The following is a 23,193-nucleotide window of genomic DNA, read 5'->3' as shown; positions in this document are numbered from 1 at the left end:
GCCCCTCCCCAGTAGCGATGCTCCAGGGAGGGGCGTTATGATGAAAATTTTTGTATCAGTTAGCCGGGCTGTTATTCAGCGGTGTTAACATGATGGGCATTGCCCTGGCTTACCGGGTAGGTATGGGCATAATCCTGATAATCGTTCTGGGCGGCCATCGAGACTGCCGGTGCGACCATGGCGGCGATGAGTGCGAGTGCTGCGATTGTCTTTTTCATGATGGTATCCTGTGTTCTCGTTGTAAGGGTGAAAGCTTTTTGCTTTCGATGAACTAATATTAACGAGCATTAATAAAATAGTCCAGAAAAATTTTTGGCTAATATGTTCAAAATAACTGAAAGAGTTATTCAAGACCGAATTTTCCCATACCGCTGTACAAATCCCTTGACTGTGGCGGTAAACCAAGCCTGAAGGGATGCGTAAGAATCAACGTTGCGATAGCCGCCGAGACGTTTATTATGAGCCGGCCGGTGAAACAGCCTTTCGCCAATGTAATAATTTTGCCGACGGGTTTGTTATATTTCGGGGTAATAAATTATCGCCATGGATATGTAATATTGAAGTTCAAAAGCACGTAAAAATCGCTTTTCGAGATTTTTCTTGGAAATATCTCTTTAACAATAAATGTCTTTGAATTCTATAATCAGTCAGTGATGATATATTTTATATCAATTCAGTGTATTCAGAAAAACACGATATGTAATTCTATATAAGAATGTATTTATATTGTATTATTGATATCTTTAACAAAGAAAAACCTGGATAAATCTATTTTAATTAATATTTCTGCCATTATAGTCATTCCTTGAATAAGGTTTATTTGGCCATCGTTTTATACGCTGCGATCAAAATATACAATGCCTGGAAATAAGATAGGTACTCAATATGATGAATAACATTGATCGGTCAATCCATTCACCAGCGGCCTATCAGGGTCTCCAGGGGATACCTCTAAAAATATCTTAATCATTATTTCACGGCGGCATATTCCATTAACCATGGCAATGTCCGGAACAATGATCCTTTAACCGGTCGCGATCTTTATTACCTTGCGCAAAGTCTGCAGAGTGAGAAAGTGACTCATTGCAACCCCATGTCTGCTATAGGAGGATTGCCGGCAAAGCCTAAAAATTTAGCGGAACGGTTTATTTGCGCCCTGATGGTGTTGTCGCCTTGGCAAAGGGAAGGGCAGACGCAAGCAACGTTGCCCACTGGCGATAATAATCTGGCGGCAATCTACGCTGGTCGAACGCTAAAGATGTCACGAGACCTCGTTATAGAGCCGCAGGCGCCCCGATATGCCTCTTCGTCGGGGAACCGTCGCCATGATCATGCCGTGACGCGGGGACAAGGTTCTTCCTTAAAGGTAAAGCGCGAAGCGGCGCCTTCACCCCGGTTTGCCCGTTCCGATCCGCAATACATGCTCGGAATCTATTTAAATAAAAAAGCGGCGGCAAAAGTGGATCCCGAAAATGTCGATGTAAAACAATTGGGCGCCAAACTGATTGAAAGCGTCGATCGGTTACCGGACATTATTCCGGATATTGCCCGCCTGACCCTGTACGGCAGTCATCTTTACGGCGAGCGACGGGGCGAGAACCTCACACCCCTGCAACAACGGAGTTTGATTGCGCAGGCTTTGTGCCGTTTTATTTATGGTGAGGAGAGTATCATCCTGCGTGTCGTAAAACTATTTGACGCCCAGCGCCATATTACCCACCAGGAATTTGCCGGAATAGTGCAATCCTGGCCCTATCCTGCGGGGCAAGAGGCTAACCAACGGCTATGGCGGGAAAATTACGAAGCCCCAGAAGTCCCCATATTTTATCTCAATAGCCTGTATGCCGCGTCCGGTGTCCAGGAAACCGGTAATAACGATACGCGGACAGGCGTTGATCTGGATAATCTGTGGGTCGGCAGTCTGACCTGGACCCTATTGCAATTCGGCGCCCGAGCAATTAATCAGGAGGATCCGGATAAGCTCAAATCGATGTCCTATTATTCTCTGATCGAACTGGGTCTCGGATTGGTGGGTATGTATCGCCAGGGCCTGCTGGCCTCCGGCGTGGAGCCGATTATGTATCTGGGGCTGCTGCTGTATTTTCTGCGCGCGCGGCCGGATCTGGGTTTAGGGGAAATACTGGCATCCGATACCGTTGACGCTGCCTTTGACGCGTTAAAAGCCGAGCTGGAGGCCCGTCATCTCACCGTCGGTAACCTGTATAACGGCTTTACGCACTATCAGGCCGCTTATCATCGGCCCGCCTGGCGCAGCAGGGAGGCTGCGGCGGCGGAATTGATTAAACAATCCTGCGGCAGCGCGGATGCCCGGTTGGTGACGCTGAGCCTCCCCAAGGGACATGCCAAGCGGAGCGCGCAGACATCCGTCCAGCAACTGCTGATGTCGCCGTCCGGTTTTTACTGTCTGGATAACGGCGAGCGGGTGCCCAGTCTGGATGCGTTTTATCAACAGCAAGTGGATGCCTTTGCCGGTACGATCCGGGATCTGGATAACGCCCTGCTGTCTGTGGCCTTTATGCCCAGCGACGTCCGGGATGAGACGTTACAGGCGGATGATTTGCGCTTTCTTCAGCGGTCGGAGATCAAATGGGTCATCCCCAAGCTGGAGTTGATCCGCCGGCCGCAGGATATGTTTTATTCCAGCGTTGTCTTCCAATACCTCGGCAAACCGGATGCGCTTTTTTTCCAGGCCAAACAGGGTGATACCGAACGGTTGTTTACGTTGCAGACCACTTCCCAGGGTTACCTTCTGCGTGAACTCAAACTTGGGCATCACGATTACAGCGCCCTAAAACCTTTTATGGTGGATTGGCCGGCGCCGTCGATGATTTCTCAATTCAAGCTTGCCATCTCCTCGATGCTGAACGCCGACTTGATGAAGCGGTCGAACGAGACGGTGGCGCTTTTCCTGCAGCACTTCGCCGAGCGCCATTATCAATCCTATCGGCAGCAAATCCACACCAGGGGTTATACCGGCGGCGAGTCTGTGCCGACAAAGGTTTTGGATACGGTGGCCGGATACGTTATTCCCTTTTACAGCTGTATCAATTCCATTATCGATAACCAGCATCAAGCAGCCTTTGCCGAGTGTTTGGTGGACGGGGCCCTGGTGGGGCTACCTCTGTTCTTTACCGGTGTCAAGGCCGGGCTGGGCCTGTTCAGGGAAGGAATGGTGGGGGCCGGTCAGACGTTAAGGGGGCCGATGTTCAGCGCCTCGAATCAGGAAATCTTCCGCAATGTCGTGCCTACCTCAGTACAGATTGCCGGCGGTATCGCCGGTACGAGCTCTTCAATGAGGCACTTCGCGGATGTCATGGGCAAACAGGCGCTGAATAGCCTGGACCCGGGTTTTGCCGCCTTGCGCTCATTGAGCATCGTGAGCAAGAGGCTTTATCTGGCGGTGCTCGGCAAAACGATGGTGGGACTCGGCGCGTTACAGCCTAGGCTTATCAAAGTGTCAGGGGAATTACCCAAGATCGTTACCGAAAGTCTCGATCTGGAGGGGACGATTCTCTATGGCGCGTATGGTAATACTCCCCTGACCCTGACAATAAAAGGTACCGATTACTCGGTTTTGCAAATACAAAACAGCAGCATGGTAGCGGTGGAAACCGGGGAACGCATGCCGGACGGCCATTTAATGTTTGCCCAACTGGATATTCATAGTCGGTTCGGTATTTATAAAAAATACTTTTGCCTGTACAGCGGCGATAATCCGCGCTGCCTGCTGACAGACTACCGCCATCCCGCCGTGCGGCTGGATGAGAATGCGTACGCGCCATCATCGCAAAGCAACCCCTATTACTGGTCGCTCTCCAGCAATCTGCCTATTCAAGTGTTGGTGGTATACCCGCTTCATATGCTGGAGTTCGGCGACCGGCAATGGTCGGCATTTGAAGTCAATCACCGCCGCTGGGTCCTTGATCATCAGACCGGCAACACTGAAGCCCTGGATAACAGCGACGATTGGCTGGCGAAAACAAACGTGAAGGGCGAGCGGGTGTCGATGATTGAGCCCGGAATTGACGACCGGTCCTTCAGGCTGAAATTGTCTCCTTTGCGGCATCGGCGCAAACGGGATCTGACATTGCCGCGGGTTCAGGACTGGCGTCGGCTGCTCCATAATTACACCTTGAATGACGACGGTATTTTGAGCTACAACGCCAATATCCATAACGAAAAGGATTTGAGCGTCAAGATCGGCGAGGCGGATTATTATCTCTCAATCGAAAAAAACGCCTGCACCTTCTTGTTGCGCCATCCCAGCGAACCCGCCGCCCCGATGTTTCGCGTGGCCTATGTGATAGACGGCGGCGATTTTGTTTTCGCCTCGCCGGTAGAGCTTTCCAACTCCCACCATATCGGCGAATCACTACGAAAGAAAATTGAAGACAACCCGCAGGCCACGCAAGAACCTCATATTGATTTTCTGTTGCCGCCGCTGTTTAACGGCGCATTTTGCTACGGTAATAAAATGTTCCTGAAAATAGGCGATCGTATTTTACATATTGCCCATTTCAATGGGATTTACCATACCTTATCCCTGAAGGGGGATAAACCCGACGACAGGTATTGGACGCTCCGTTACGAGTTATTTACCGGCAGTTTTGATATTGTCGATATCCACGACCATTTACCCGCGAAAAATAATGGCATACGAGAGCCCCGTTCCCGCTTTGATCGGCTGGCGATACGAACTTATTCCAATCATATCTATCCTACCCTGGCGACACTGTGCGGGATGGATTATAGCGACGTTGATACTTTGCCGCTGCCGGAGTCCGACCTGTACACCCGTTTACGCCAGGTGGCGCTGCTGCTACGCCTTGACGTGCAACGCCGGTATGAATTGCTGCATGCTACCAGCGTGGCGCTGCGTGCTTTCAGCATGGATCGCCACCTGAAGGTTGAGTGGACTAATGATTTTCAGGCGCTTTCACTCTGGACCACTTTGGAGAAAGTTGTCTGGCTCTGCCGTTCCCATAAACCATTAGGAAGCGCCTGGAGCCATCGGCAATGGCGGCAGGACGAGAGCCGCGTCTGGCGTTTGCCCGCGCCATTACTGATAGCCCGGCGACCCGATATGCAGCTCTTTATCAGCGACAAGGAATACATCGATGGCCATAAGTGGCAAAAGAAAGACTATGCCTTGCTGCTGGAACGCGAGGGGGTGACGGTCAAGCCGCTTGACCCCGAAGGCAGTCTACGCCGCTGGCTGCCGGCGCTGGAGCATGCCAGCCAACGGACGATAGTCACAAAATTCGCCTTATCGAAAACACAGCAGCCGATATTTTGGATCGATCTAGAGGGCCAGATTTGGGCGCAAACGCCGGATGGGGTTAAGACCCCGCTGTATCGCCATAATACCGATCAGGAGATAGATGAAATTGTTACGTCGCCGGACGGCAGTATTGTAGTACTGATTCATATCCGCACGTCCCATACGGAGGCGGCGTTATTTTACAGCATGCCGTCTATGGGCTCACCGCTCGCGTCACAGGATCTCTTTCCCTATAAAGAGGCAAACCTGGACGGATCGTGCGTCCCGGGCAAAGAGTGGTGGGTAACCGACACCGGCGACCTGTTTGCTCCCTGGGATGATGGATGGTCTTTTTTGGGCGAGGATAATCCCCACCGCGGCACTCCTGAGGGCTACCAGCCGGACTTCGTTTCCCCAGACCAGCGTTTTCTTGGCTACACCCGGCGTGATGACAGTACATTGACCCATGAAGTTGTACTGGATGATACCTTCGGCGACCGGCAGATAAAACTGCAACGCAGCCGGCCTTGTTCCACGGAAAGCTTCGGTATGGGAAGGCTGGCGAGCGTGGCGTTTTCTTCGCTGAACGCACTGGTAGCCCTAGGGTTTTCCGACGGTTATATCGAAATATTCCGCATCCATGATGAGGAAAACCAAGGCGCGGTGGTCTCCCTGGGCCATATCAGCCTGCCGTTGGCTGAGCTGCTCATCTCCGACACCCGCCATCCCAAGCCAAAGCAGATGGCGATGAAATTCAATAATGCCTTTGATCGCTTGGTTGTTTTTCATGACATCGGGCTGTTTAGCGTCGATGCCAAAGGGAACGGCAGCTATGCGGCGTCTGAAATTTATGTTGCTGATTTACAGGAGGCAGGCGCTGGACCTTAGGCAATAGGAATTGATGACTTTCCCTTTTTCAATATGGGGCCGGGCCTTAGCTGTGTGGTTGGTTTACCGGCCCTCATTCTCTGTGTTAGCTCACTATGCTTAGTGTAAGGTAGCGTTGAGCCTGCCCGTGCCGATAGGGTCCTGGCAGACGGCATCCATCACGCTCTCCAGCGCATTGAGCGTCAAATCCAGGCGCGTGCTGTGTCGCCTTTGTTTTACTCGGGTTTCCACGCCCGGCTGCTGACTATGCAGAAGCGCGGAAACATTAACTAACCGTGCTTTCAGAGACAAAGTATTTTTGCATCGGCATGAGAAATTTGCAGCGGCTGTTCAGAATATCGGTGGTATATGTGCGAGTAGCAATGAATAAAACAGATTTTTGGATTAGCAAATATCAAGGAAAGACGTTACAGAATATAGATGAATACTGCAGTATTAACGGTGTTTCTGATGAGTGGCTATATTTATGTGAATCTATCACTATCAGCAAGCTATATTTAACTGTCCGCAGTGTGGACTGAAAAAACGCAAATTCAACGCATCACTTCAATAATTTTGCATGAGAACCATGTCAGAACGAGGTTGTTTATCTGCCTCGGCAAAGCCAAGGACAGATATAACCCCATGGCTTTTCGATTATCCCGATACACATTGAGCGTCAATAGGTTCATGCTGCTGACTGCGGTTGCTTTGGCGATAAGCTGTTGGCAAAGAACCCGGCCAAGGCCATTCCCACGGGCTTGCGGGGATATGATAATACGGGCCAAATGGCTAATGCCGGATTCTTTTTGTACCACCTGGCCAAATCCGAGGGGATCGCCAGGACGCTCAGAGTTACACAATATATAGCTCCTTCTGGTCGCATCCTGTCCATTCAGTAACTGTGGCAAATTTTCCGCATCCAGTGGAAACGGTAAATTAGGCCCTGCCCAGCGCATACAGGCCGTGGCATCCGCCACCCAGGTGGACAGGACCGCATAATCCGACGGAGTCGGCAAACCTAATATATAAGCCATACACTATGCCAAATGATTGAATCTCTGCGGCAAGTATATCCAAAGATAAATGGCAACAGTACCCATGATTAAAAATTCCCACCCTGAGTATCCGTGCGCGCATCTTGCTCAAGATCGCTGAGCAGTCCCGGACCGGTGGGATGCCACCCTAGGCGCTGCCGGGTCAGCTGACTTGACGCGGGCATATCCATGCCGGCGAACATGGCCAGCCAGCCGAAATGGGATTGGGCTTCTTCCACACGGATGCTGACCACAGGGATTTGCAGCAGTTTGCCAATGGCTTCCGCTATCTGGCGCAGGGGTATGCCTTCCTCTGCCACCGCGTTATATCGGCTGCCCGGCTCATGCTTTTCAAACGCCAGCCTATAGAGACGCGCCACATCCAGAAGATGCGCCGCCGGCCAGCGGTTGACTCCTTCCTCGACATAAGCCGAAACCCCTTTGTCGCGAGCCAGGCCGATAAGCTGGCTGATGAGGCCCTGCTTGACCTTATTATGCACCTGCGGCAGGCGGACCACCGACACATTCACCCCCCGATCGGCAACGGCCGCTCCCGCATTTTCCGTAGGGGTACGGGGGATAGGATGGTTGGGAATATAATAATCCTCCGTGGCGATCCGGCCTGGAGCCGCTGCACCCATAGCGGTTACCGAGGTGATGACCAACGGGCGATCCGTGCCGATGAGCGCGGAACCCAGGGCATCAATGGCCCGGCTTTCCTTTTTGCCGCTCTCCTCGAACTTCGAGAAGTCATGGTCATACGCGCAATGGATCACCCCATCTGACCCGGCTGCGCCGAGACGCAGGCTGCCGGGGTCCTCAAGGCTGCCGCGATGCACCTTGGCCCCGGCGGCGATGAGCCGTTTCGCCCCGTCATCCGATCGCGCCAGCCCAAGCACCTGATGACCCGCGTTGATGAGTTCGGGCACCAGAGCAGTGCCGATAAACCCGGTCGCGCCGGTTAGGAAAATTTTCATAGCTGTTCCTTTGATGTGAATGGATAAGTTATCTCAACGAGGGACGCTCGCGTTTCTTCTTACCAATAGTTGTCACGATAGCAAAAGAGGGCCGTACGATGTATTCTTTAAGTTCGTATTACTGGTTTGATCGTACGGATTTGCATGGACCCGCTCTCAGAGGTGTTATCGCTGCTCAAGCTCAAGACCTATGTGTCGGGGGGCTTTGTGGTGAACGAAAAATCCCGTATCCAATTCCCTAAGCACCGGGGCTTGAAGTGCTACTCAGTGGTAGCGGGTTCATGTTTCCTGGCGATGGAGGGAGTAACCGACCCGGTGTTCATGGGGGAGGGGGATTCTATCCTCCTTCCCCGCGGCCGGCCGTTTTGCCTGGCGACGGACCTGTCTTCTCCGCCGGTGAATTTCGACGTGCAAATGGCCGCGCGCAGGCCGGATGTCCCGCTCTTTTCCGACGCCGTGGGCGGATGCTCCGTTCTTGGCGGGCACTTCCTCATGACCGGCGGGCATGCCGACATCCTGCTGAACGCGCTGCCTCCCATCGTCCATATCCGCAACGAGTCGAGTAAAGAAGTGATGCGATGGTCGCTGGAATCCTTAAGGGAGGAATTACGCGATCCTCAGCTGGGGGGATCGCTGGTGGCGCAACAGCTCGCTTATATTTTGCTGGTGAAGGCCCTTAGGCTGTACCTGCAGAGCGAGGCAACCAGGGGCGTAGGGTGGCTTTTTGCCCTTGCCGACCCGCAGATGAGGGCCGCGATAGCATGCATGCACAACGATCCGGGGCATCCCTGGAAAATACAGGAACTCGCTCATCACGTCGGCATGTCACGCACCGTTTTTGCTCAACGGTTCAAGGAAAGGGTAGGGATGACCACAATGGAATATCTTACGCACTGGCGAATATTGCTCGCCAGCGATCGCCTGCAGACGTCTGATGACCCTGTTTCCAAAATCGCCTGGTCAATCGGCTACGGTACGGAAAGCGCCTTCGGCAAGGCATTCAAACGGGTACTGGGGTACTCGCCGAGAGAACACCGCCGGCGCTATCAAGCAGAACCGCTGCCCGGCACGACCGATGAGTGATGACAGGTGGCGGCGCTCAATTTCATGGTTCGTTCAAATCGACTTAAAACGCTTACCTTTTATTCTCAAACGGGCGATTTTGGCGAGTCCGACATCCTCTCGATAGTCGGTCAATGCTTCCCATATTTCCGGGTGAATCGGAAATGATTCACTGATTTCCCCACTTCGCGCAAAAGGTCTCAACGTCCTCATCCTGGAAATCAGCCAGCCGTTCGATGATTGTATCCAGTGACCAGTCCCACCAGGCGATGAGCTGTAACTGGCGTCCCACCTCCGGTGAGAAACGCATACGAATGGTTTTTGCCGGTACGCCGCCCACAATCTGGTAAGGCTCAACATCTTTACTGACCACCGCTCCGGCAGCCACTACCGCGCCATCGCCGATGGTGACGCCAGGCAGTATAATCGCGCCATGGCCCATCCAGACATCGTTGCCGATGATAACGCTGTCTTCGCGACGGTGAGCAAAAAAATCCAGATCGCGCACGGCGCCGGACGAATAGTATTCCGGACAATAGGTGATGCGGTGCTGTGACGGGCGCGCCATGGGATGGTTGGGGGCGCCGATGCGCACATTATTGGCAATGGCGACAAACTTACCGATTTGCGCGTCGGCAACGGTACAGTATTCGCCGATGTAGGAGAAATTACCCAGCGTACTGTATTCCATCGCGCTATTAGCAAGCACTTCGCACTGTCGGCCGATTTTACATTCGCGCAAGCGCACGCTGGGGTCGATCCAGGTTTCTGCTAATTTAACCAGTGTCATCATTTTTCTCTCGTGATAGATAGCACTACTCTATGGCGCATCTGTGTAAGAAAAATGACGACAGGGTGATGTCAGCTTGGACTGTCTACGATCCTATGGGCAGTCCAAGACCTGTGGCGAATCAAATTCATGTTGCAACGCCACCTTGTTACCATATTCATTGCATTATCACAGGGATTTAAATAAATAGTCTCTATGTTCTACTATTTTATTGCCTATTCATACCTCCTTAGTATTCATTCGGTGAGATAATATCTATTCGTCTTTATCATCACGATAAAATTGAGTGCTTATCTCCGGCATAAGTGATTTCCTTCTCCTGTGTTGAAAACACGAAAATTTTCCCCGAATTCCTTGCCGGAAAGTGCTTTGCTATTGTAAGCGGGCTGATGTGCATAAATCAGCAGAGATTCAATAGCGCTTAACATGCCATCATCTTTATTCACTGGATTGTAATGATCATTACCCATCTCTGCCCAGCTGGTAAATTTTCCAAATGAAGCGAAGAAAATCTTAACTTCATCACATTGATTTGAAAAACGGCTGTAATGTTCCGACAATCTTTCTTTTATACCTCTTTCTGTTTTGCCAATGTATAAAAGCACATCGCGACCGTAGGCGGGGTGATCTCCATAAATCTGATAGAGGCTGTGCCATTCTTTACAAAAGCGCCGATGCTATCCTCATCGATGGCATCTAAAGAGTATGGTCCTTCCCAGTATACATCTAAGATTTGAGTTGCCGGTTTAATGTAACACATAGATATTCCTCCATGGATACTGATAATTACTGTGAGGTAATATCGGCAAATGAGCAGAAATGTTTAGCAATCGATGACGATGACTTAAGTTGTTTGGCTGGTATGAAAACAGGCTATTCCCATACCCAGCAAACAGAAACAATTGATATGTAGCTTTTCCGCATGCTATCTTAACTGGTACTGTTTTAAATTTTCGCTGAAATTAAGCAACTAAAATACAAGCGGTTGATCAGGTGTATGCGAATATATCGACAGATGTCTACATAATTAAGTTAGACCGGATATATTATTTAATCATATCCTCTTCTATGTGGAGCGCCAAATGCCGGATTACTTTTTTCAAAAGGGTAAGCAAACCGTTGTTCTGGAAAAATCAGACGCGGACGTAGCCTCTTACCTTACTGAACAAGGTTATAAGAAACAATTTGAAGAGGTCAGCGCCACTGATAAAAACACGCGCTTGCCCGCTTTGCTGATATCTGCAAGGAAAAGCGAATAGATCACCACAACTTCTTAGCAGGCGCTGGAGCCATGCCCTTGATAGGCGTTCTGACGGCATTTGCTGTTTTTCTTATCCGGAAAAAGTAGCCAGAGCATACCGTTTCCGATGGCCTCGGATTGACGGACAGCAGCGACACGAACCGTTGAGGCCAAATCTTGTACATCAGTGTGCGCCGTTCAGGCCGCTCCCTAAGAGTAATTATACAAAACGGATTTGCAGTTTTTTCCTACCGCAGCGGCATATTTTTTCAGCGTGTTATAAGACGGTCCTTGTGTACCGGAGGCTAAACCGCTTTCGAGCCGTGTAATAGACGTTGCTTTGGTCCTCATTCGCTCAGCGACTTGCGCTTGGGTGAGGCCGGCTTTTTTTGCGTGCGGCCAACAGCTCATCAAGCAGGGCGAATTCCCCGTCCAGCTTTTTGTATTCAGCCTTGAATTCCGGTTGCCCCATCCAAGCAGAGACCATTTCGGCATGGGTTTTGGTTGGCGGTATGCGTTTAGCGTTCATTTTTTACCTCTCTCAATCTGGCTTCAGCGCTGCATTCACCGTTTGGCTGTTCATCGGTTGCCTCGGTTTTATGCGCCCGGTTCATTTTCATGCGTTCCGCCGGTATATGCCATTCTCTCGCTGATAAATCGAGTTATGTCCAGCGGGTATTTGAGGCTTCGGTAGGGGGGCATGTTTCGCCCCATTCCGATAGCCGGGGGGGTAATCGTTGAAAGCCTGTACCAGCATGCGAGCTTTAATGTCCGTGATGCTGATATCGCCGATGGCGGGAAAGATATCCTTTTCGAGGGAGCGCCGGATATCTTAGGCATAGTCACAAGATCTCCCCAGCATTCCACTAACATAAAAAGCCCGCAGGGCTTGCGCCATGCGCTGGCGGAATCTGAATTTTTCACGTAATGCATTGGTATATATTGATTTAATTCCAATTCAGATTTCAGGATATACCTGAACGTATACCAATGTGGAAAAGTGATGGGATGATGAAGGCAAATTTTGAATCGTTGTTGCCGCACACGCCACCCGGTTAGAGCCGGGCTTTAGCGGCGTTATATACTTCTGAGCGTTCACGCTTGCCCACGGCCAGCACCAGCACAATCACCTCTTCATCGATCGCCTGGTAAACCAACCGATACCCGGCAGACCTGAGCTTGATTTTATAACAATCAGGCATGCCGCTGAGCCGATTGGCGGGAATATGGGGATTGACCAAAATCTCTTTAACTTCTTTTGAACTGCTCCCGTAACGGCGCGCCCAGTTTTTAAACTCCTTAAGGGCATGCTCTTCAAACTCCAGCTCATAGCTCATCCAGCTTGACCTTAACGCGCTTACCTTTCATCCGTGAACGGGCGATCTTGCCAAGTTCGATATCTTCCTGATAATCCACCATGGCTTCCCATGTTTCCGGTGAAATGTAGTAACCGGAGATATGGCCGTTGGTCAACACCGCCACCGGTTGGCCGTGGGCCTCTTTCAGGGCGCCATTGGGTGACTTTTTAAAATCGCTGATACTCACCGACGCATTAGCCAGGATAGGTTGTACAGACATAACGAGTCCTTTTTAGTACGATATTTGATACTAAATTTAGCACTAAGTCAAAACGGCAGCAACAGTGTTATGCGAGTCTGCCGGAAAAAAAAGATTTTACGCAAAACTGTTAACCCTGTTCATTATTAGTTTTTTATCATATAAAACATATAATTAAGCGATGATGAGTTGATGAATAGGCGGCACTAACTCATCATCTTTCGATTACTGCCCATATGCCGAGGTGAAAATGAGCTGCTCTTTCTGATGCTCAAGTGGATCGATCTGCTTTGCCAGCAAGATGCGCGATTCAGATCTTAGTTTACGTGCATCAGAAAGCGTGACGGCTGGATAAGCTCCGAAACTTTGCTTCGTCCGCTGTTTGGTGAAAGGGCGATAGTAGCGAAACTGCCAGAGTTTACTGCCGCTTGATTTGATAAGTAGAGCCAACCCATCACCATCATAGAGGAGATAATCGGCATCTTTAGGTTTTGGTGCTTTGATTTCCGTATCGGTTAACGGCTTGGTTTGTCTTGCCCTGATTAGTCTCAGTGCTTGTAGGCCCAACGAAAACAATAGCGATTTTGTTGGGCCTATCAATGGGCCCAAAAGGATTGGATTTAATTAGGTGACATCAGAGTGCGCAGGACATAAAAAAGCCCGCAACTCATTGAGTCAGCGGGCTTTTTAGTCTTCTTTGGACTTCTTTAGAAGGTAATATGGTGGAGCTGGGGGGATTTGAACCCCCGGTATAAATGCAGTTAATCTATTGATTATTATATAATTTATTTTAAATATTTTTACCACGTGCATTTTACGTGCATATTGACGTCCATATGCTATCCCTGCGTTGTCCGTTTTTTCGATTCAACTTCCATTTTGGGAGCTGGACTGGCGTCCGGTATTTCCGTCATATTCCTCCAGATATGAGCCGTAATGGCGGAACAGCATTTCCGGCCCTTTGTGGCCCATCTGGCCGGCCAACCAGAACAGGTTCGCGCCGCGGCTGATATGGCGGGTGGCATAGGTATGACGGGTTTGGTAGGGATTCCGATAGCGGATCCCGGCCTTGCGGAGTGTGGGAACCCATGCCTTTTTCCGAATGGCATCCGCGCCAGCCCACGCCTCACCGGTCTTTGGATCTTCGAAGACATATTCGCCACGGAAGAAGGTAAATAATTTCTGGCTACTGAGAGCGGACAATGCCTGCTCATCCAGTTCAATTTTCCGTTTACCCGCCTTGGTTTTTGTACCCTTAACCACTCCGCTGACGCTGGCGGAAATGATATAAGCCGTCTTGCCAATAAAATCTATATCAGTCCAGCGCAGCGCACAGAGCTCCGAACTACGCATACCTGTATGGAGCGCAAAGCGGAAGAGGTTTTCCCACTGCTGATTGCCGGCCGCCTGGAGCAGCGCCGTGACCTCATCGGGGTTAAGCGGATCAACAATATACTCACTTTCATGCTCGCCGCGCTCAGACTGGTAGCGCGATGCTGTGACCAGGCCAACGGGGTTAATGCTGATCAATCCATCCGTCACCGCCTCATCAAGAGCACTGCGCAAAAAAGAGAGTCGATTCCGGATGGTCTTCAGTGCGGTCTGGCGCTGCATTATCCAGTTTTTAAGAATGGCCGGCGTCAGATCTGTGACAGGTAATTTATGCAAATCGGAAAGGGCGGTGAAACACTTTTTATAACCGTCGAGAGTGGACGGGGATAGATTCCGGGTTTTACAAATCTTTAGATATTCAGTTAGATAGTCGATAATGGCCCGCCCGCGCCGCACGTTTCCGAAAAGTGATAGTTTGGGTGATTTCGGGAAATAATCGGTATAAATGAAAGTGCCTTTCTCAATTTTATTTTGTATTTCCCCCAGCAGACGATCGGCATATTTGATATTTTTGTTATTTACTTCGAGACGGGAAAAGGGTTCCCTGCAAAGAACCCCTTTATAAGTGAAAGTAATGATCAGCGTGTCGCCGGTCTTATTTTTCCTGATTGTTACTCCGCGTGGTAAACATTGCTCTGCCTGGCCCATTTTGCTACCTCAGTTAAATCAATCCACCGCTCCTTTACGCCATCCACTTTTAATACGTGCACACCCTCCCGCCATAATCCCCTTTGTATCCGTTTGTTAATGGCTTCTACATTTTCGCCGGTCTCTTTGCAGTAAGCGGAAATCGGCACACAATCCAGGCTCAGCATGGTAATTCCCCTAAAATTAATGGCCGTTTCCGGCCCCGCTCGCTATTCGCTTCGGATCGCCCAGAATAAACACCTGGCGGCTAAACGCGCCAGGATCTGTACGGCTTGACTGATCAAGCAGCCGATGCCGAGCACATTTTTCACGACTGCATTCCCGGCACACACGACTGATAACGTACCTGACGCGGCCATGACCAGGGTGTTTTGTACACTCAGGGCCGAGATAGAATCTATCGCCGGCGGCCGCTGCGGCTGCATGGCCGGTTTTCAAGTTAGAAAGGTCGATAGCCATCATTCCTCTCCACGCAACGCGGCCGAGATAATCCGCGTCATGCTTGCCAAAACCCATTCTTCCGGCATGTTCGGGTCGAATGCACCTTCATCCCCAAAATAGTTCGCAAGGTCCCGGGCTGCCCGTTCTGCCCGCAGCTCAATCGAACTTGTAACGCTAACTGATGAGTTCGGTTTCATTTGTGCTGGTGGGCAGGCGTCAACGAGAGGCATCATATTCTGTCGGATATCAATAGAGACACTTAAACAATCGACCCGACCATTGCCGATTTTAGCCATTAATTCATAACTCTCGGCATAAGCCTCCAACGGATTTCTTGCCTTCATTTCCCCTCCACCTGATAGCCCTGTTCGCGCAGCGCCTTAATACAGTCCTGACGCATCATGTTCATGCCCTGGAACATGGCGCGTGTTACTTTATCGCCACCCATTTTTACGTTGAAGGCCGCTGGCAATTTTGCCGATGGTGCCGTGGCGGCCCGCGCTTCCTCGTAAGCTTCAATCAATATCGGCAGCAGCTCGGTATCCTGGCTGGTAGGGTGGCGATAGCATCACGCACGGTTTGTTTGTAGTAAAGATGATGGGCAAAGGTCAGCCCCAGTTTTGTGGCGCTTTGGTTTTCGCGCTTAGCAACCCAAGGTGTGTAGCGATTGCAGTAGCGGTACTGCCAGAATGATAGCCAGCAGCGCGCTTAAGCACCGTCTCAGCCAATATCGTGGCGAAGTCAGTGCGACCGAAATTGGTGCCATTGAAAGCGTTTTTGATTACTTCCTCGGTTAGGTGCTCAATGGATCTGATTGCCATTATTCGCCCTCTCCGCTGGTGAGTTGAGGAAATAGATATCTGACACTTTTTCCAGCCGCGGTGGCATACGTGATTTCCCGCGTCGTGCTGCTGCCTATATAGCCGCCAACGTTAATAACAATAATCTCATCTGCCATATCGATTTTTTGCAGATGCAGGATATCGAGACGCCGTTTTACCTCCCCGTCGTTGTCGTTATCATTTGTGAGGTATTTAGCACCTAGGGGATAATCAACGTGGCCATAATTGCCCATAGTGATAACGACATGACCGAGAATTGTGTAATGCTGCGCCACAATTTCGAAGGCGTCTTTGAACCGGCTGGATCCGCAGAGTGTAATTATCGTAGCCATTATTTGCCCTCCGTGCTGGTAGGTGATGGGGCGGCGGCAATCATCGCTTGATAGATAACATAAGGACTGTTGCCGCCGGTTTCTTCCATGTATTGTCGTGCTGCTGTCGCGCCGGCTTGAATCATCGAACGCGTGGCAGTTATCGGAACCAGTTTCCACCCATCCGGCACGGCTGGTGCTGTCGGCGTCAAGCGCGCTGCCTTCAGCTCTTTTAATTGCCCATCGAGATTTTCGCAGCGGTAACGCAGCCGTTGAGCTTTCCCTTCCAGTTCCCGGTGCTCTTCATGCAGTTTTCGGTAGAATCGCACCAGGGCGTCATATGGCGTCGTCGGCTGGGCGTCGGGTAGTTTGCGCAGCCATACCGCGCTAGGGCCGTCTTCGGTATCGTGGACAGAGACCAGGAACCAGCCTTCACCCTCGGGAGGTTTCGGGTTCCAGATGCTGCAATCGGCGTCGCCATTTTCCCATGCCTGAGCCACCGGGCTGTCTGGCTCGACATCGTCCTCCATGAGCCGGGCTGAGCATTCGACACCATTAACCTCAAGCCACACCTCGAATTCGACACGCAGCGCGTCTTCTTCCAGGTCCGGGATATAATCTGGATGTGACCACCAACCGTTTTCATCGCGCTGCGGCTCTATCGGCTCGATACGCTGGATGGTGGGTATAGCCTTTTCCGCGCTAGTGGGAGGGTGAATAGGGCAGGGCCAGCGTAGAGATCCATCGCCGGACGGGCAGGTGCAGGCATTAACCGACTGTGCGATAGCCCCCTTGAACATTTCCTCTGCGATCAGCTCTGCCGATAATTCATGAAAGCAACTGACATGGTCTAACATGGCCGCCAGTTCTGCAGGGGTGGAAAAATGCAGGCCCAGCGATGGCCGCGCGGCGGAGAATGCATCCAGCAGATCAGACAACAATTCGTTTTCAATATAACTCCTGGCAACCAGGGATTCGCTCATCCCGCGTTGCACTCTCCAGCCGCCGTCTATTTTAATGATCTGAAAATCGCTGATAGTCATGATGCTATCCTCTGGTTAAGTTCGTCCCAGCGCTCGAAAAAGGCGCGTTCCGCCTGGCAGGGCGTGAGCGGGAAAACGACCAGGTCGGCAACTGGAATCCCCTCCAGCATCGGCCATACCGTGCCCGGATCTATTTCGAGGTCACGGCGTTCCGTGGCCAGCATGATCAGGTCAGCGTCCTTGACTTCTGGTGAATTAACCGCTGGCAAACCAAATTTACGCCGGATAACTGCATCAATACGGGCCTCTACAGAACGATAGCTTGGCAGCAGCGCTTTTAATGGGCTTGGTATGTCTTTGCAATACGCTTCAGCGGCGTCATGCAGCAGAGCTTCAAGAGCAAACGCCGGCGGCACAATCATACTGGTCAGGACAGAATGCTGGGCAACACTATAAAATTGTGGGCAGTGGCCGGCATAGCGACATTCATTTGATAATGCATGGGCAATATCGCTAATGCAGATAGAATTAATATCCGGATCGGCATAATCAAAATGATGCCCGCTAAATGTTGTAATCCACGTCATTATTCATTACCCCTATTTGGGATGAGCGAAGCCCTTGCCAAGTGGCAATATTCAATTAAGTTTTTATTTAATGCCTGCCGGGCATCACATCATTACGCGGAGAATTTACCGATGAAGGTTTCAACAACGCTGCCTTTAAATTTATCGATTAACAAATCCTAAATTCGGCCGCGATTTTTCCTCAACGTCTTCTAATTGTACAATTCTCAGTACAAGGATAGGGCGATCAGAATTGATAATGCTCAGGCGAAGTTTAATTGCGCGCTCAGTGAGCCCTTCATAGGTAATGCATTTGAATTCAAATGCGACAGGCATAATTTCCTGCGTTTTTGCTTCCACACTTTCAAAGAGTGACCGCTTACCGCTGAAATCACTGTCCTCATAGTCAGCTTTCTGGTTGGCCTCAATGGTAATTTTGCGAAGTGCCGCCGCCGATTTTTTGGCATCAATCGTGTTGCCGTCGGACGAAAAACCGATAATATATTCCGACCAATCTTCGATCCATTCGGCCAGGTCTTTCTGTGATTTTCGCTCGCCATTAATATGCAAAACGGCAGAGAACGGCGCGGTGCTTTTTAACGTCAGTGCCGAGGTATTATCCGCGTGGCCTGGTAATGCAGTGGTGCCGAGATTGAAAATCGAAACCGCACTCATTTTGTCTGCGTCAATAAAACACCGCGCGCCTTCTTCCGCGTAACCGGTAGAATATCGGATAAAATCATCGATACTGGCTGTGGACAAATTACCGCGAAAACGTACGCGGCCGGTGAGATAGGGTTCGAGATTTTTTAATACCACTCCGTCCGGCACGGCCACAAGGGGAGAAAGGGTAGTGTTATTTAGCCGTTCGTTTACCTGCTGGCCGAGAACCAGATCTTTGATCTGGCTGATAGCGGTTGAATCAACAGTCTGTGCCATTATTTTTCCTTAAAATAAATAGGTTAAATGGGTAATTATTTGGAGCGCAACTGGCCGTCTATTTCGCCAGCCAAGGTGAGCAACTGCCCTTGATCTTCGAGCAAAATAGTCAGTTTGCCCCCGCGGTTGACATACATTGGGGTTTCCGTCGTATCCTCTTCGGAAAATTTGCCGCGCGGCGTTGGGCGGACATAGGACATTTTGTGCGTGATCATCACTCGTTTTTCTTCGAGCGATTTACTCAGGCGCGCCACTTTAAATTTGAGGGTGATCTCGCCAGTACTGCCGTTATTTAATACGCCCAGCGCGACTTCATTCAGCGCGCTGGCTATTTTGGTTTCAAAGACACCGCCGTCCAGCTCGCCCAAGAAATCCGGGACATTGGTTGCACGATTTGTTTCAGACATGGTTACCTCGCGTAAAAAGGGCGGCGCGCCGGCCAGAACATTATCTTCACCCCTTTTGAGTTGAAGAGCCGACGCCACCGCCAAGAACTACACACAGCATTTATCGCGTTCCAAGGCGATGGGTTTGTGGTGAAAGTTAGCGCGCCTACTCGCCAACGCTTGTTTCAAGTAATCAAATACCAGGTAAGCTCCTGACAATTTACCTTTCACCACAACGGTAAGAGCATTGCCGGTGTCCGAATCGAACGGACCTTTTCCCTGCCCATCACCAGATATAAAACAATCCTGGCGCCTGGAATCGAACCAGCCTCTATGCCTTGCTCGTCAATGCTCTTACCTGTTGGGTGCCGGTCTCTCCCGGCTTGTCACTGCCTCCCGCGCCAGTCGCGCCACTTTCTGGACATTTATAGGGACCGTCTTGAAGTGGAAGTCATCCAGTCCCGAATAAGTGGTCCGTTAACGGGGACCGGGCGGCCGGATACTTGGTTGCCCCGGCTCCCTGGGCAAGCCCAGGGAAGTTCTCTCAGGTGTTATTGTTGCCACCTAACCAAGGGTGGCGCGGCACGGTGTGACCGGCGTACATGCACCGGCAGGTTCCCTGGATTTATCAGCGTAAGTGCGGCGTCCACCATCTATCACTGCCTCACCTGGTTGCCATGCGTTAGCATCCATGGGCGGCTGGAGTCGAACCAGCTGCAGGGCGGATAACCCCAACAATCACCGGATCACACAATCGGCTGAGCACTGTCGGCAAAAACGATGGATTGGGTTATGGGCCGGCCACCGTAACAGTGCTCATGCGATTGTGTAGAGCGCCCTGAAGGGCGCAGCATTAACAACCCAGCATGCGTTCCATTGCATGAATGCGGTCGCATTCAGCCAGTTCCCGGTTATCCCTCCGTTGTTGGACCAGTTCGCGTTTTTCAGCGAAACTAAGCGCGGAAACGATGGGAACCTGGCGTTTACCGCTACCCCGGCAAGATGGGCAGCAGACGTCATAAAACCCGCCGATATAATTTAGATGGTCTTCTTCGCCCCATTCAGCCCATTCACTGGAAGTTATGCCGTTGCTGAATGCAGGGTTATCGACTTTCCCACTTCCTTCGCAGCACTCACAAATGACCCATTTAAATTTTTTCATTTAGAAGCCCCATCTGCTGTGTGTCTTATTGCGAATCATCCGGTCATTCATTTGCCACCGGCGGCTACTTCGTGGGCGTCCTGCCTGTTCGCTGTTGATGTATATTTTTAGCGAAACGCGAAATGAAAGTCAACAATTAATATTAGCGAAACGCGAAATTTTTTGATAGAGAAAACGGATCGCTTAAATTGAGCGTCTGGACTTAGGCGGGGATTTTGAAAAGTACTTACCTGGGGAAGGGTTATCTAATGGCGACCCTTCAAAATCAGGATGGGTATATCGGGGAATCTCGTGAGAAATGGTTGGAGGCAGTAGATTATTTCAGCACTAACCCATTCAATGCGTCCAATATTCTAGACACATAACTTCCGAAAACATAGGTACAAAACGCGAAAACCAAACCCATAACCACTCCCGTCGCTTTAAGCGTGGTTTTCATTGAGGTGATACCGGCTTCTATGTTGGATAGCCGTTTGTCAACGGACTTCACTTCGAGTTTCAGTTCATCAATATCTCGCCTGATATATGATACATCAGATTCAAGCTTTGCAATTCTGCTTTGCATATCATTACCCCCACCACTTTTTCCACTTCCAGACTGTGCATTGTCATAAGTCATACTTCTTTTATCGTCAAATTATAGCTTACACTACCTTGCTGATAAGGTGGAATAGTTATCGGTTGGTCGGTGAACATGCTTTATTCCTCAACCTTTATTTCGACTAAAGATTTCGCCCACTTAGCTTCCTGGGATGAACCATTTTCGCTATTGAGTATCGCTTCGATGCGGTACTGATCAGATAAAACTGGTGGTTTGAGAGTTACAGGAATCTCAACAGCAGTAGGGATAGCCCTTCCAACCCAAGAACATCTTCAACCCTAAACTTTTTTGTGCTGCGTATTTAAAACTATCACTTGATTCATCGTCAGACCTTATAGTACATGATACTGAGTAAACAATTCCTGGAATAAGTCCTATTAAAACAATGAGATAGAAAAACTTACCTCTTTATCTTTAGGAGAATTGATGAGTAAAACTGGCTCTCTATTGTTATTTTTCCCATTTGAAAAGGAACTATATAGGCGATTTTGGCGAATTTCATTTCATCAGACATTGTACTTTACCATTTCACTTGATTAGTTTTCCCTCTGACCAAACAAGCCTAAGCGCGATTTTTCTTTATATCGCTACTTGTTTGACCTCTCTCCAACCATCCGCGCGCTTTTAGCTTAAGCGAATCGGCATATGCCCGCGCATCCCTGTCTACCCACTCGGGTGCTGGTTCACCATCTGATAGCAAAAAATAGTCTATAACAGATTGTTTTTCTTTTGATAATGACAAATATTTTTCTTCGATACCAGTAGCTTTCAGCGAGGTTGAATCTGTCTTTAAGGCACCTAAGTGATCTACGTCCAGCCAACCTTTTGGTTTTCCAGCCGCAACTTCAATGCGCCGCGCTGTCTCTTTACGCATGCCGCGCGCTTTCCCGGTTTTTGAGTCTTTTGCCCCATCCCGAAGATTTACAAACTGTCCAGGAGACATCCCCACCAATTCAGCGGTAGCAGATGGACCCCCACATTCCTGCTCAATGTGGCGCAAATTGTCGCGCCGAATCTCGTCAATGTCTTTCATTTGTAAAATTTAATAGCAAAACGCGAAACATTTATATGCGCGTTACGCTTAAATGTATTGCGCGCAATTTCGCGTTTCGCTATATTCTCATCCTTAGTCAAGCCGAAACATGGATTAAGCATGAATCTCAGAACCTATACCGGCCTGCAAAGGGGGCAGGCGACTCTCTTAGGGAAATTATTGGGAGTCAATTCGTCACTCATTTCCCAATGGGCAAATGGTATACGAGCCATTCCCGCAGAACGATGCCCAGAAATTGAGAAAGCCACATCAGGCGCGGTGACGTGCGAAGAACTTCGCCCGGACGTTGATTGGGCGTATTTGCGTGGCACCGAACGTAATCAGGTTAACTTGCCTGAGGAAAAACAAAAACCACAGAGGTGAGAGGTTAACCGTGGGTAAACAATCACATTGGCAGGCAGAAAAACAGCCGGGGTGGCTGGTGGCCGCAATCAAAAAGACCATCGCGGCGCTGCCGGGCGGTTATGCCGAGGCTGCGGAGTGGTTAGGCGTCACTGAGAACGCGATTTTCAACCGCCTGCGCGCCGACGGCGATCAGATATTCCCGTTCGGCTGGGCGCTGGTAATCCAGCAGGCCAGCGGGGAGAAATACGTTGCCGATGCCGTATCCCGCGCATCAAACAGCGTCAATGTTCCGCTGGTGGACATTGAGTCTATCGATAACGCGGACATCAACGAACGGCTGATGGAGTCAATTGAGTGGATTGGCCGGCATTCGGCCCGGGTGCGAGAGGCGATCGCGGACGGGATGATTGATAACGCAGAACGCCAGGATCTCGATGAGACGAGTTACCAGGTACAGCGGAAATGGCAAGAGCATGTATCGCTGCTGTATCGAGTGTACTGCCCTCCTGAAAAGGTTGACGCCCAGGGCTGCAACCCTCAGGCGTCGGCGTCTCATTACCATGGAGATAAATAACGCATGGACAGTTTACACATTGAACCGCCGATCACGCAATTCCGCTGCATGCCATTCACTGCCGCCCAGCCCGCGCCATTCGACTACCGCCCGGAGGTTGAGCGGGCGAAACTGGAGACCGCCTGGCGGGAACTCAAT

General features: G+C 50.4%; 25 protein-coding genes and 4 pseudogenes. 5 read left to right on the top strand and 24 right to left on the bottom strand.

The features are described from left to right. Nucleotides 1–71: 71 nt before the first annotated feature. Complete coding sequence (locus tag GTU79_RS21450; protein WP_165934248.1) at nucleotides 72–218, bottom strand: hypothetical protein; 147 nt, start codon at nucleotides 216–218, stop codon at nucleotides 72–74. A 1,040-nt stretch (nucleotides 219–1,258) separates the two neighbouring features. Between GTU79_RS21450 and GTU79_RS21445 the strand changes: the two genes are divergently transcribed. Further along, on the top strand, nucleotides 1,259–6,169 hold the full coding sequence (locus GTU79_RS21445; protein WP_203524683.1) for a hypothetical protein: 4,911 nt from the start codon (nucleotides 1,259–1,261) through the stop codon (nucleotides 6,167–6,169). Nucleotides 6,170–6,268: 99 nt separating this feature from the next. Here GTU79_RS21445 and GTU79_RS31030 read toward each other — a convergent pair whose 3' ends face one another. The 3 genes from GTU79_RS31030 to GTU79_RS21435 all read right to left on the bottom strand — a co-directional run bounded on the left by GTU79_RS31030 (nucleotide 6,269) and on the right by GTU79_RS21435 (nucleotide 8,162). Then, on the bottom strand, nucleotides 6,269–6,400 hold the full coding sequence (locus tag GTU79_RS31030) for a hypothetical protein (protein WP_275956904.1): 132 nt from the start codon (nucleotides 6,398–6,400) through the stop codon (nucleotides 6,269–6,271). Nucleotides 6,401–6,702: 302 nt separating this feature from the next. Further along, the gene (locus GTU79_RS21440) at nucleotides 6,703–7,185 is read right to left on the bottom strand and encodes a GNAT family N-acetyltransferase (RefSeq protein WP_214513344.1); all 483 of its coding nucleotides are present in this window, start codon (nucleotides 7,183–7,185) and stop codon (nucleotides 6,703–6,705) included. Between the two features lie 68 nt (nucleotides 7,186–7,253). Next, nucleotides 7,254–8,162 carry an SDR family oxidoreductase gene (locus GTU79_RS21435; protein ID WP_203524682.1) on the bottom strand — a complete coding sequence of 303 codons (909 nt, stop codon included), beginning with the start codon at nucleotides 8,160–8,162 and terminating at the stop codon, nucleotides 7,254–7,256. 144 nt (nucleotides 8,163–8,306) lie between these two features. Here GTU79_RS21435 and GTU79_RS21430 point away from each other — a divergent pair, with 144 nt between their 5' ends. Beyond that, a complete protein-coding gene (locus GTU79_RS21430; RefSeq protein WP_203524681.1) occupies nucleotides 8,307–9,245 on the top strand; it encodes an AraC family transcriptional regulator in 939 nt (312 codons plus the stop codon). A 148-nt stretch (nucleotides 9,246–9,393) separates the two neighbouring features. On the opposite strand, the gene GTU79_RS21425 is transcribed toward GTU79_RS21430, so the two are convergent. Together GTU79_RS21425 and GTU79_RS21420 are read right to left on the bottom strand one after the other, a co-directional pair. Then, nucleotides 9,394–10,014, bottom strand: a complete 621-nt coding sequence (locus GTU79_RS21425) for a DapH/DapD/GlmU-related protein (RefSeq protein ID WP_203524773.1) — start codon at nucleotides 10,012–10,014, stop codon at nucleotides 9,394–9,396. 290 nt (nucleotides 10,015–10,304) lie between these two features. Further along, complete coding sequence (locus tag GTU79_RS21420) at nucleotides 10,305–10,619, bottom strand: hypothetical protein (protein WP_214513343.1); 315 nt, start codon at nucleotides 10,617–10,619, stop codon at nucleotides 10,305–10,307. 477 nt (nucleotides 10,620–11,096) lie between these two features. Between GTU79_RS21420 and GTU79_RS21415 the strand changes: the two are divergent. Then, nucleotides 11,097–11,362, top strand: a pseudogene (locus GTU79_RS21415) (hypothetical protein). Nucleotides 11,363–11,464: 102 nt separating this feature from the next. Here the strand turns inward: GTU79_RS21415 and GTU79_RS30725 are convergent. The 18 genes and pseudogenes from GTU79_RS30725 to GTU79_RS21330 form a co-directional block, all read right to left on the bottom strand. Then, complete coding sequence (locus GTU79_RS30725; protein WP_253073391.1) at nucleotides 11,465–11,605, bottom strand: hypothetical protein; 141 nt, start codon at nucleotides 11,603–11,605, stop codon at nucleotides 11,465–11,467. Between the two features lie 4 nt (nucleotides 11,606–11,609). Continuing rightward, nucleotides 11,610–11,783, bottom strand: a complete 174-nt coding sequence (locus tag GTU79_RS30720; protein ID WP_253073390.1) for a hypothetical protein — start codon at nucleotides 11,781–11,783, stop codon at nucleotides 11,610–11,612. A 213-nt stretch (nucleotides 11,784–11,996) separates the two neighbouring features. Further along, a pseudogene (locus GTU79_RS31560) lies at nucleotides 11,997–12,086 on the bottom strand (hypothetical protein); the annotation flags it as partial. A gap of 223 nt (nucleotides 12,087–12,309) precedes the next feature. Continuing rightward, the gene (locus GTU79_RS21400) at nucleotides 12,310–12,591 is read right to left on the bottom strand and encodes a type II toxin-antitoxin system RelE family toxin (protein ID WP_214513342.1); all 282 of its coding nucleotides are present in this window, start codon (nucleotides 12,589–12,591) and stop codon (nucleotides 12,310–12,312) included. Next, complete coding sequence (locus GTU79_RS21395) at nucleotides 12,581–12,832, bottom strand: type II toxin-antitoxin system Phd/YefM family antitoxin (RefSeq protein ID WP_203524676.1); 252 nt, start codon at nucleotides 12,830–12,832, stop codon at nucleotides 12,581–12,583. Before GTU79_RS21395 ends, GTU79_RS21400 begins: the two co-directional genes overlap by 11 nt. Nucleotides 12,833–13,063: 231 nt before the next feature. Further along, nucleotides 13,064–13,354, bottom strand: a pseudogene (locus GTU79_RS21390) (integrase arm-type DNA-binding domain-containing protein); the annotation flags it as partial. Between the two features lie 324 nt (nucleotides 13,355–13,678). After that, nucleotides 13,679–14,851 (bottom strand): site-specific integrase, encoded by a 1,173-nt coding sequence (locus GTU79_RS21385; protein WP_203524675.1) that lies wholly within the window; start codon nucleotides 14,849–14,851, stop codon nucleotides 13,679–13,681. Next, entirely contained in the window at nucleotides 14,815–15,018 is a 204-nt protein-coding gene (locus GTU79_RS21380; RefSeq protein WP_203524674.1) for an excisionase, read from the bottom strand. The genes GTU79_RS21385 and GTU79_RS21380 overlap by 37 nt, the downstream gene beginning before the upstream one ends. 291 nt (nucleotides 15,019–15,309) lie before the next feature. Further along, nucleotides 15,310–15,636: a hypothetical protein gene (locus GTU79_RS21375; RefSeq protein ID WP_203524673.1), complete on the bottom strand. Its 327-nt coding sequence runs from the start codon at nucleotides 15,634–15,636 to the stop codon at nucleotides 15,310–15,312. Beyond that, a complete protein-coding gene (locus GTU79_RS21370; protein ID WP_214513341.1) occupies nucleotides 15,633–15,815 on the bottom strand; it encodes a hypothetical protein in 183 nt (60 codons plus the stop codon). The genes GTU79_RS21375 and GTU79_RS21370 overlap by 4 nt, the downstream gene beginning before the upstream one ends. A gap of 297 nt (nucleotides 15,816–16,112) precedes the next feature. Beyond that, nucleotides 16,113–16,466, bottom strand: coding sequence for a hypothetical protein (locus GTU79_RS21365; protein ID WP_203524671.1), 354 nt, complete (start codon nucleotides 16,464–16,466; stop codon nucleotides 16,113–16,115). Further along, a complete protein-coding gene (locus GTU79_RS21360; RefSeq protein WP_203524670.1) occupies nucleotides 16,466–17,488 on the bottom strand; it encodes a hypothetical protein in 1,023 nt (340 codons plus the stop codon). The genes GTU79_RS21365 and GTU79_RS21360 overlap by 1 nt, the downstream gene beginning before the upstream one ends. Continuing rightward, nucleotides 17,485–18,015 (bottom strand): HD family hydrolase, encoded by a 531-nt coding sequence (locus GTU79_RS21355; protein ID WP_203524669.1) that lies wholly within the window; start codon nucleotides 18,013–18,015, stop codon nucleotides 17,485–17,487. The genes GTU79_RS21360 and GTU79_RS21355 overlap by 4 nt, the downstream gene beginning before the upstream one ends. Nucleotides 18,016–18,107: 92 nt before the next feature. Continuing rightward, nucleotides 18,108–18,933, bottom strand: a pseudogene (locus GTU79_RS21350) (YfdQ family protein). Between the two features lie 35 nt (nucleotides 18,934–18,968). Continuing rightward, the gene (locus tag GTU79_RS21345; protein ID WP_203524667.1) at nucleotides 18,969–19,340 is read right to left on the bottom strand and encodes a hypothetical protein; all 372 of its coding nucleotides are present in this window, start codon (nucleotides 19,338–19,340) and stop codon (nucleotides 18,969–18,971) included. Between the two features lie 832 nt (nucleotides 19,341–20,172). Continuing rightward, entirely contained in the window at nucleotides 20,173–20,481 is a 309-nt protein-coding gene (locus tag GTU79_RS21340; protein ID WP_203524666.1) for a hypothetical protein, read from the bottom strand. A gap of 316 nt (nucleotides 20,482–20,797) precedes the next feature. Continuing rightward, nucleotides 20,798–21,100 carry a hemolysin XhlA gene (locus GTU79_RS21335; protein ID WP_214513340.1) on the bottom strand — a complete coding sequence of 101 codons (303 nt, stop codon included), beginning with the start codon at nucleotides 21,098–21,100 and terminating at the stop codon, nucleotides 20,798–20,800. A 544-nt stretch (nucleotides 21,101–21,644) separates the two neighbouring features. Then, the gene (locus tag GTU79_RS21330) at nucleotides 21,645–22,115 is read right to left on the bottom strand and encodes a hypothetical protein (RefSeq protein WP_203524663.1); all 471 of its coding nucleotides are present in this window, start codon (nucleotides 22,113–22,115) and stop codon (nucleotides 21,645–21,647) included. A 120-nt stretch (nucleotides 22,116–22,235) separates the two neighbouring features. On the opposite strand from GTU79_RS21330, the gene GTU79_RS21325 reads away from it, so the two are divergent. Both GTU79_RS21325 and GTU79_RS21320 read left to right on the top strand, forming a co-directional pair. Further along, nucleotides 22,236–22,499: a transcriptional regulator gene (locus tag GTU79_RS21325; protein ID WP_203524662.1), complete on the top strand. Its 264-nt coding sequence runs from the start codon at nucleotides 22,236–22,238 to the stop codon at nucleotides 22,497–22,499. A 10-nt stretch (nucleotides 22,500–22,509) separates the two neighbouring features. Then, a complete protein-coding gene (locus GTU79_RS21320) occupies nucleotides 22,510–23,055 on the top strand; it encodes a YmfL family putative regulatory protein (RefSeq protein ID WP_203524661.1) in 546 nt (181 codons plus the stop codon). The last annotated feature ends 138 nt before the right edge of the window (nucleotides 23,056–23,193 follow it).

It is taken from the genome of Sodalis ligni (genome assembly GCF_016865525.2).
In the GTDB taxonomy this organism is placed as follows: Bacteria; Pseudomonadota; Gammaproteobacteria; order Enterobacterales; family Enterobacteriaceae; genus Acerihabitans; species Acerihabitans ligni.
The sequence above is the reverse complement of the archived record's forward strand: the minus strand, read 5'-3'. Positions and strand labels throughout refer to the sequence as shown.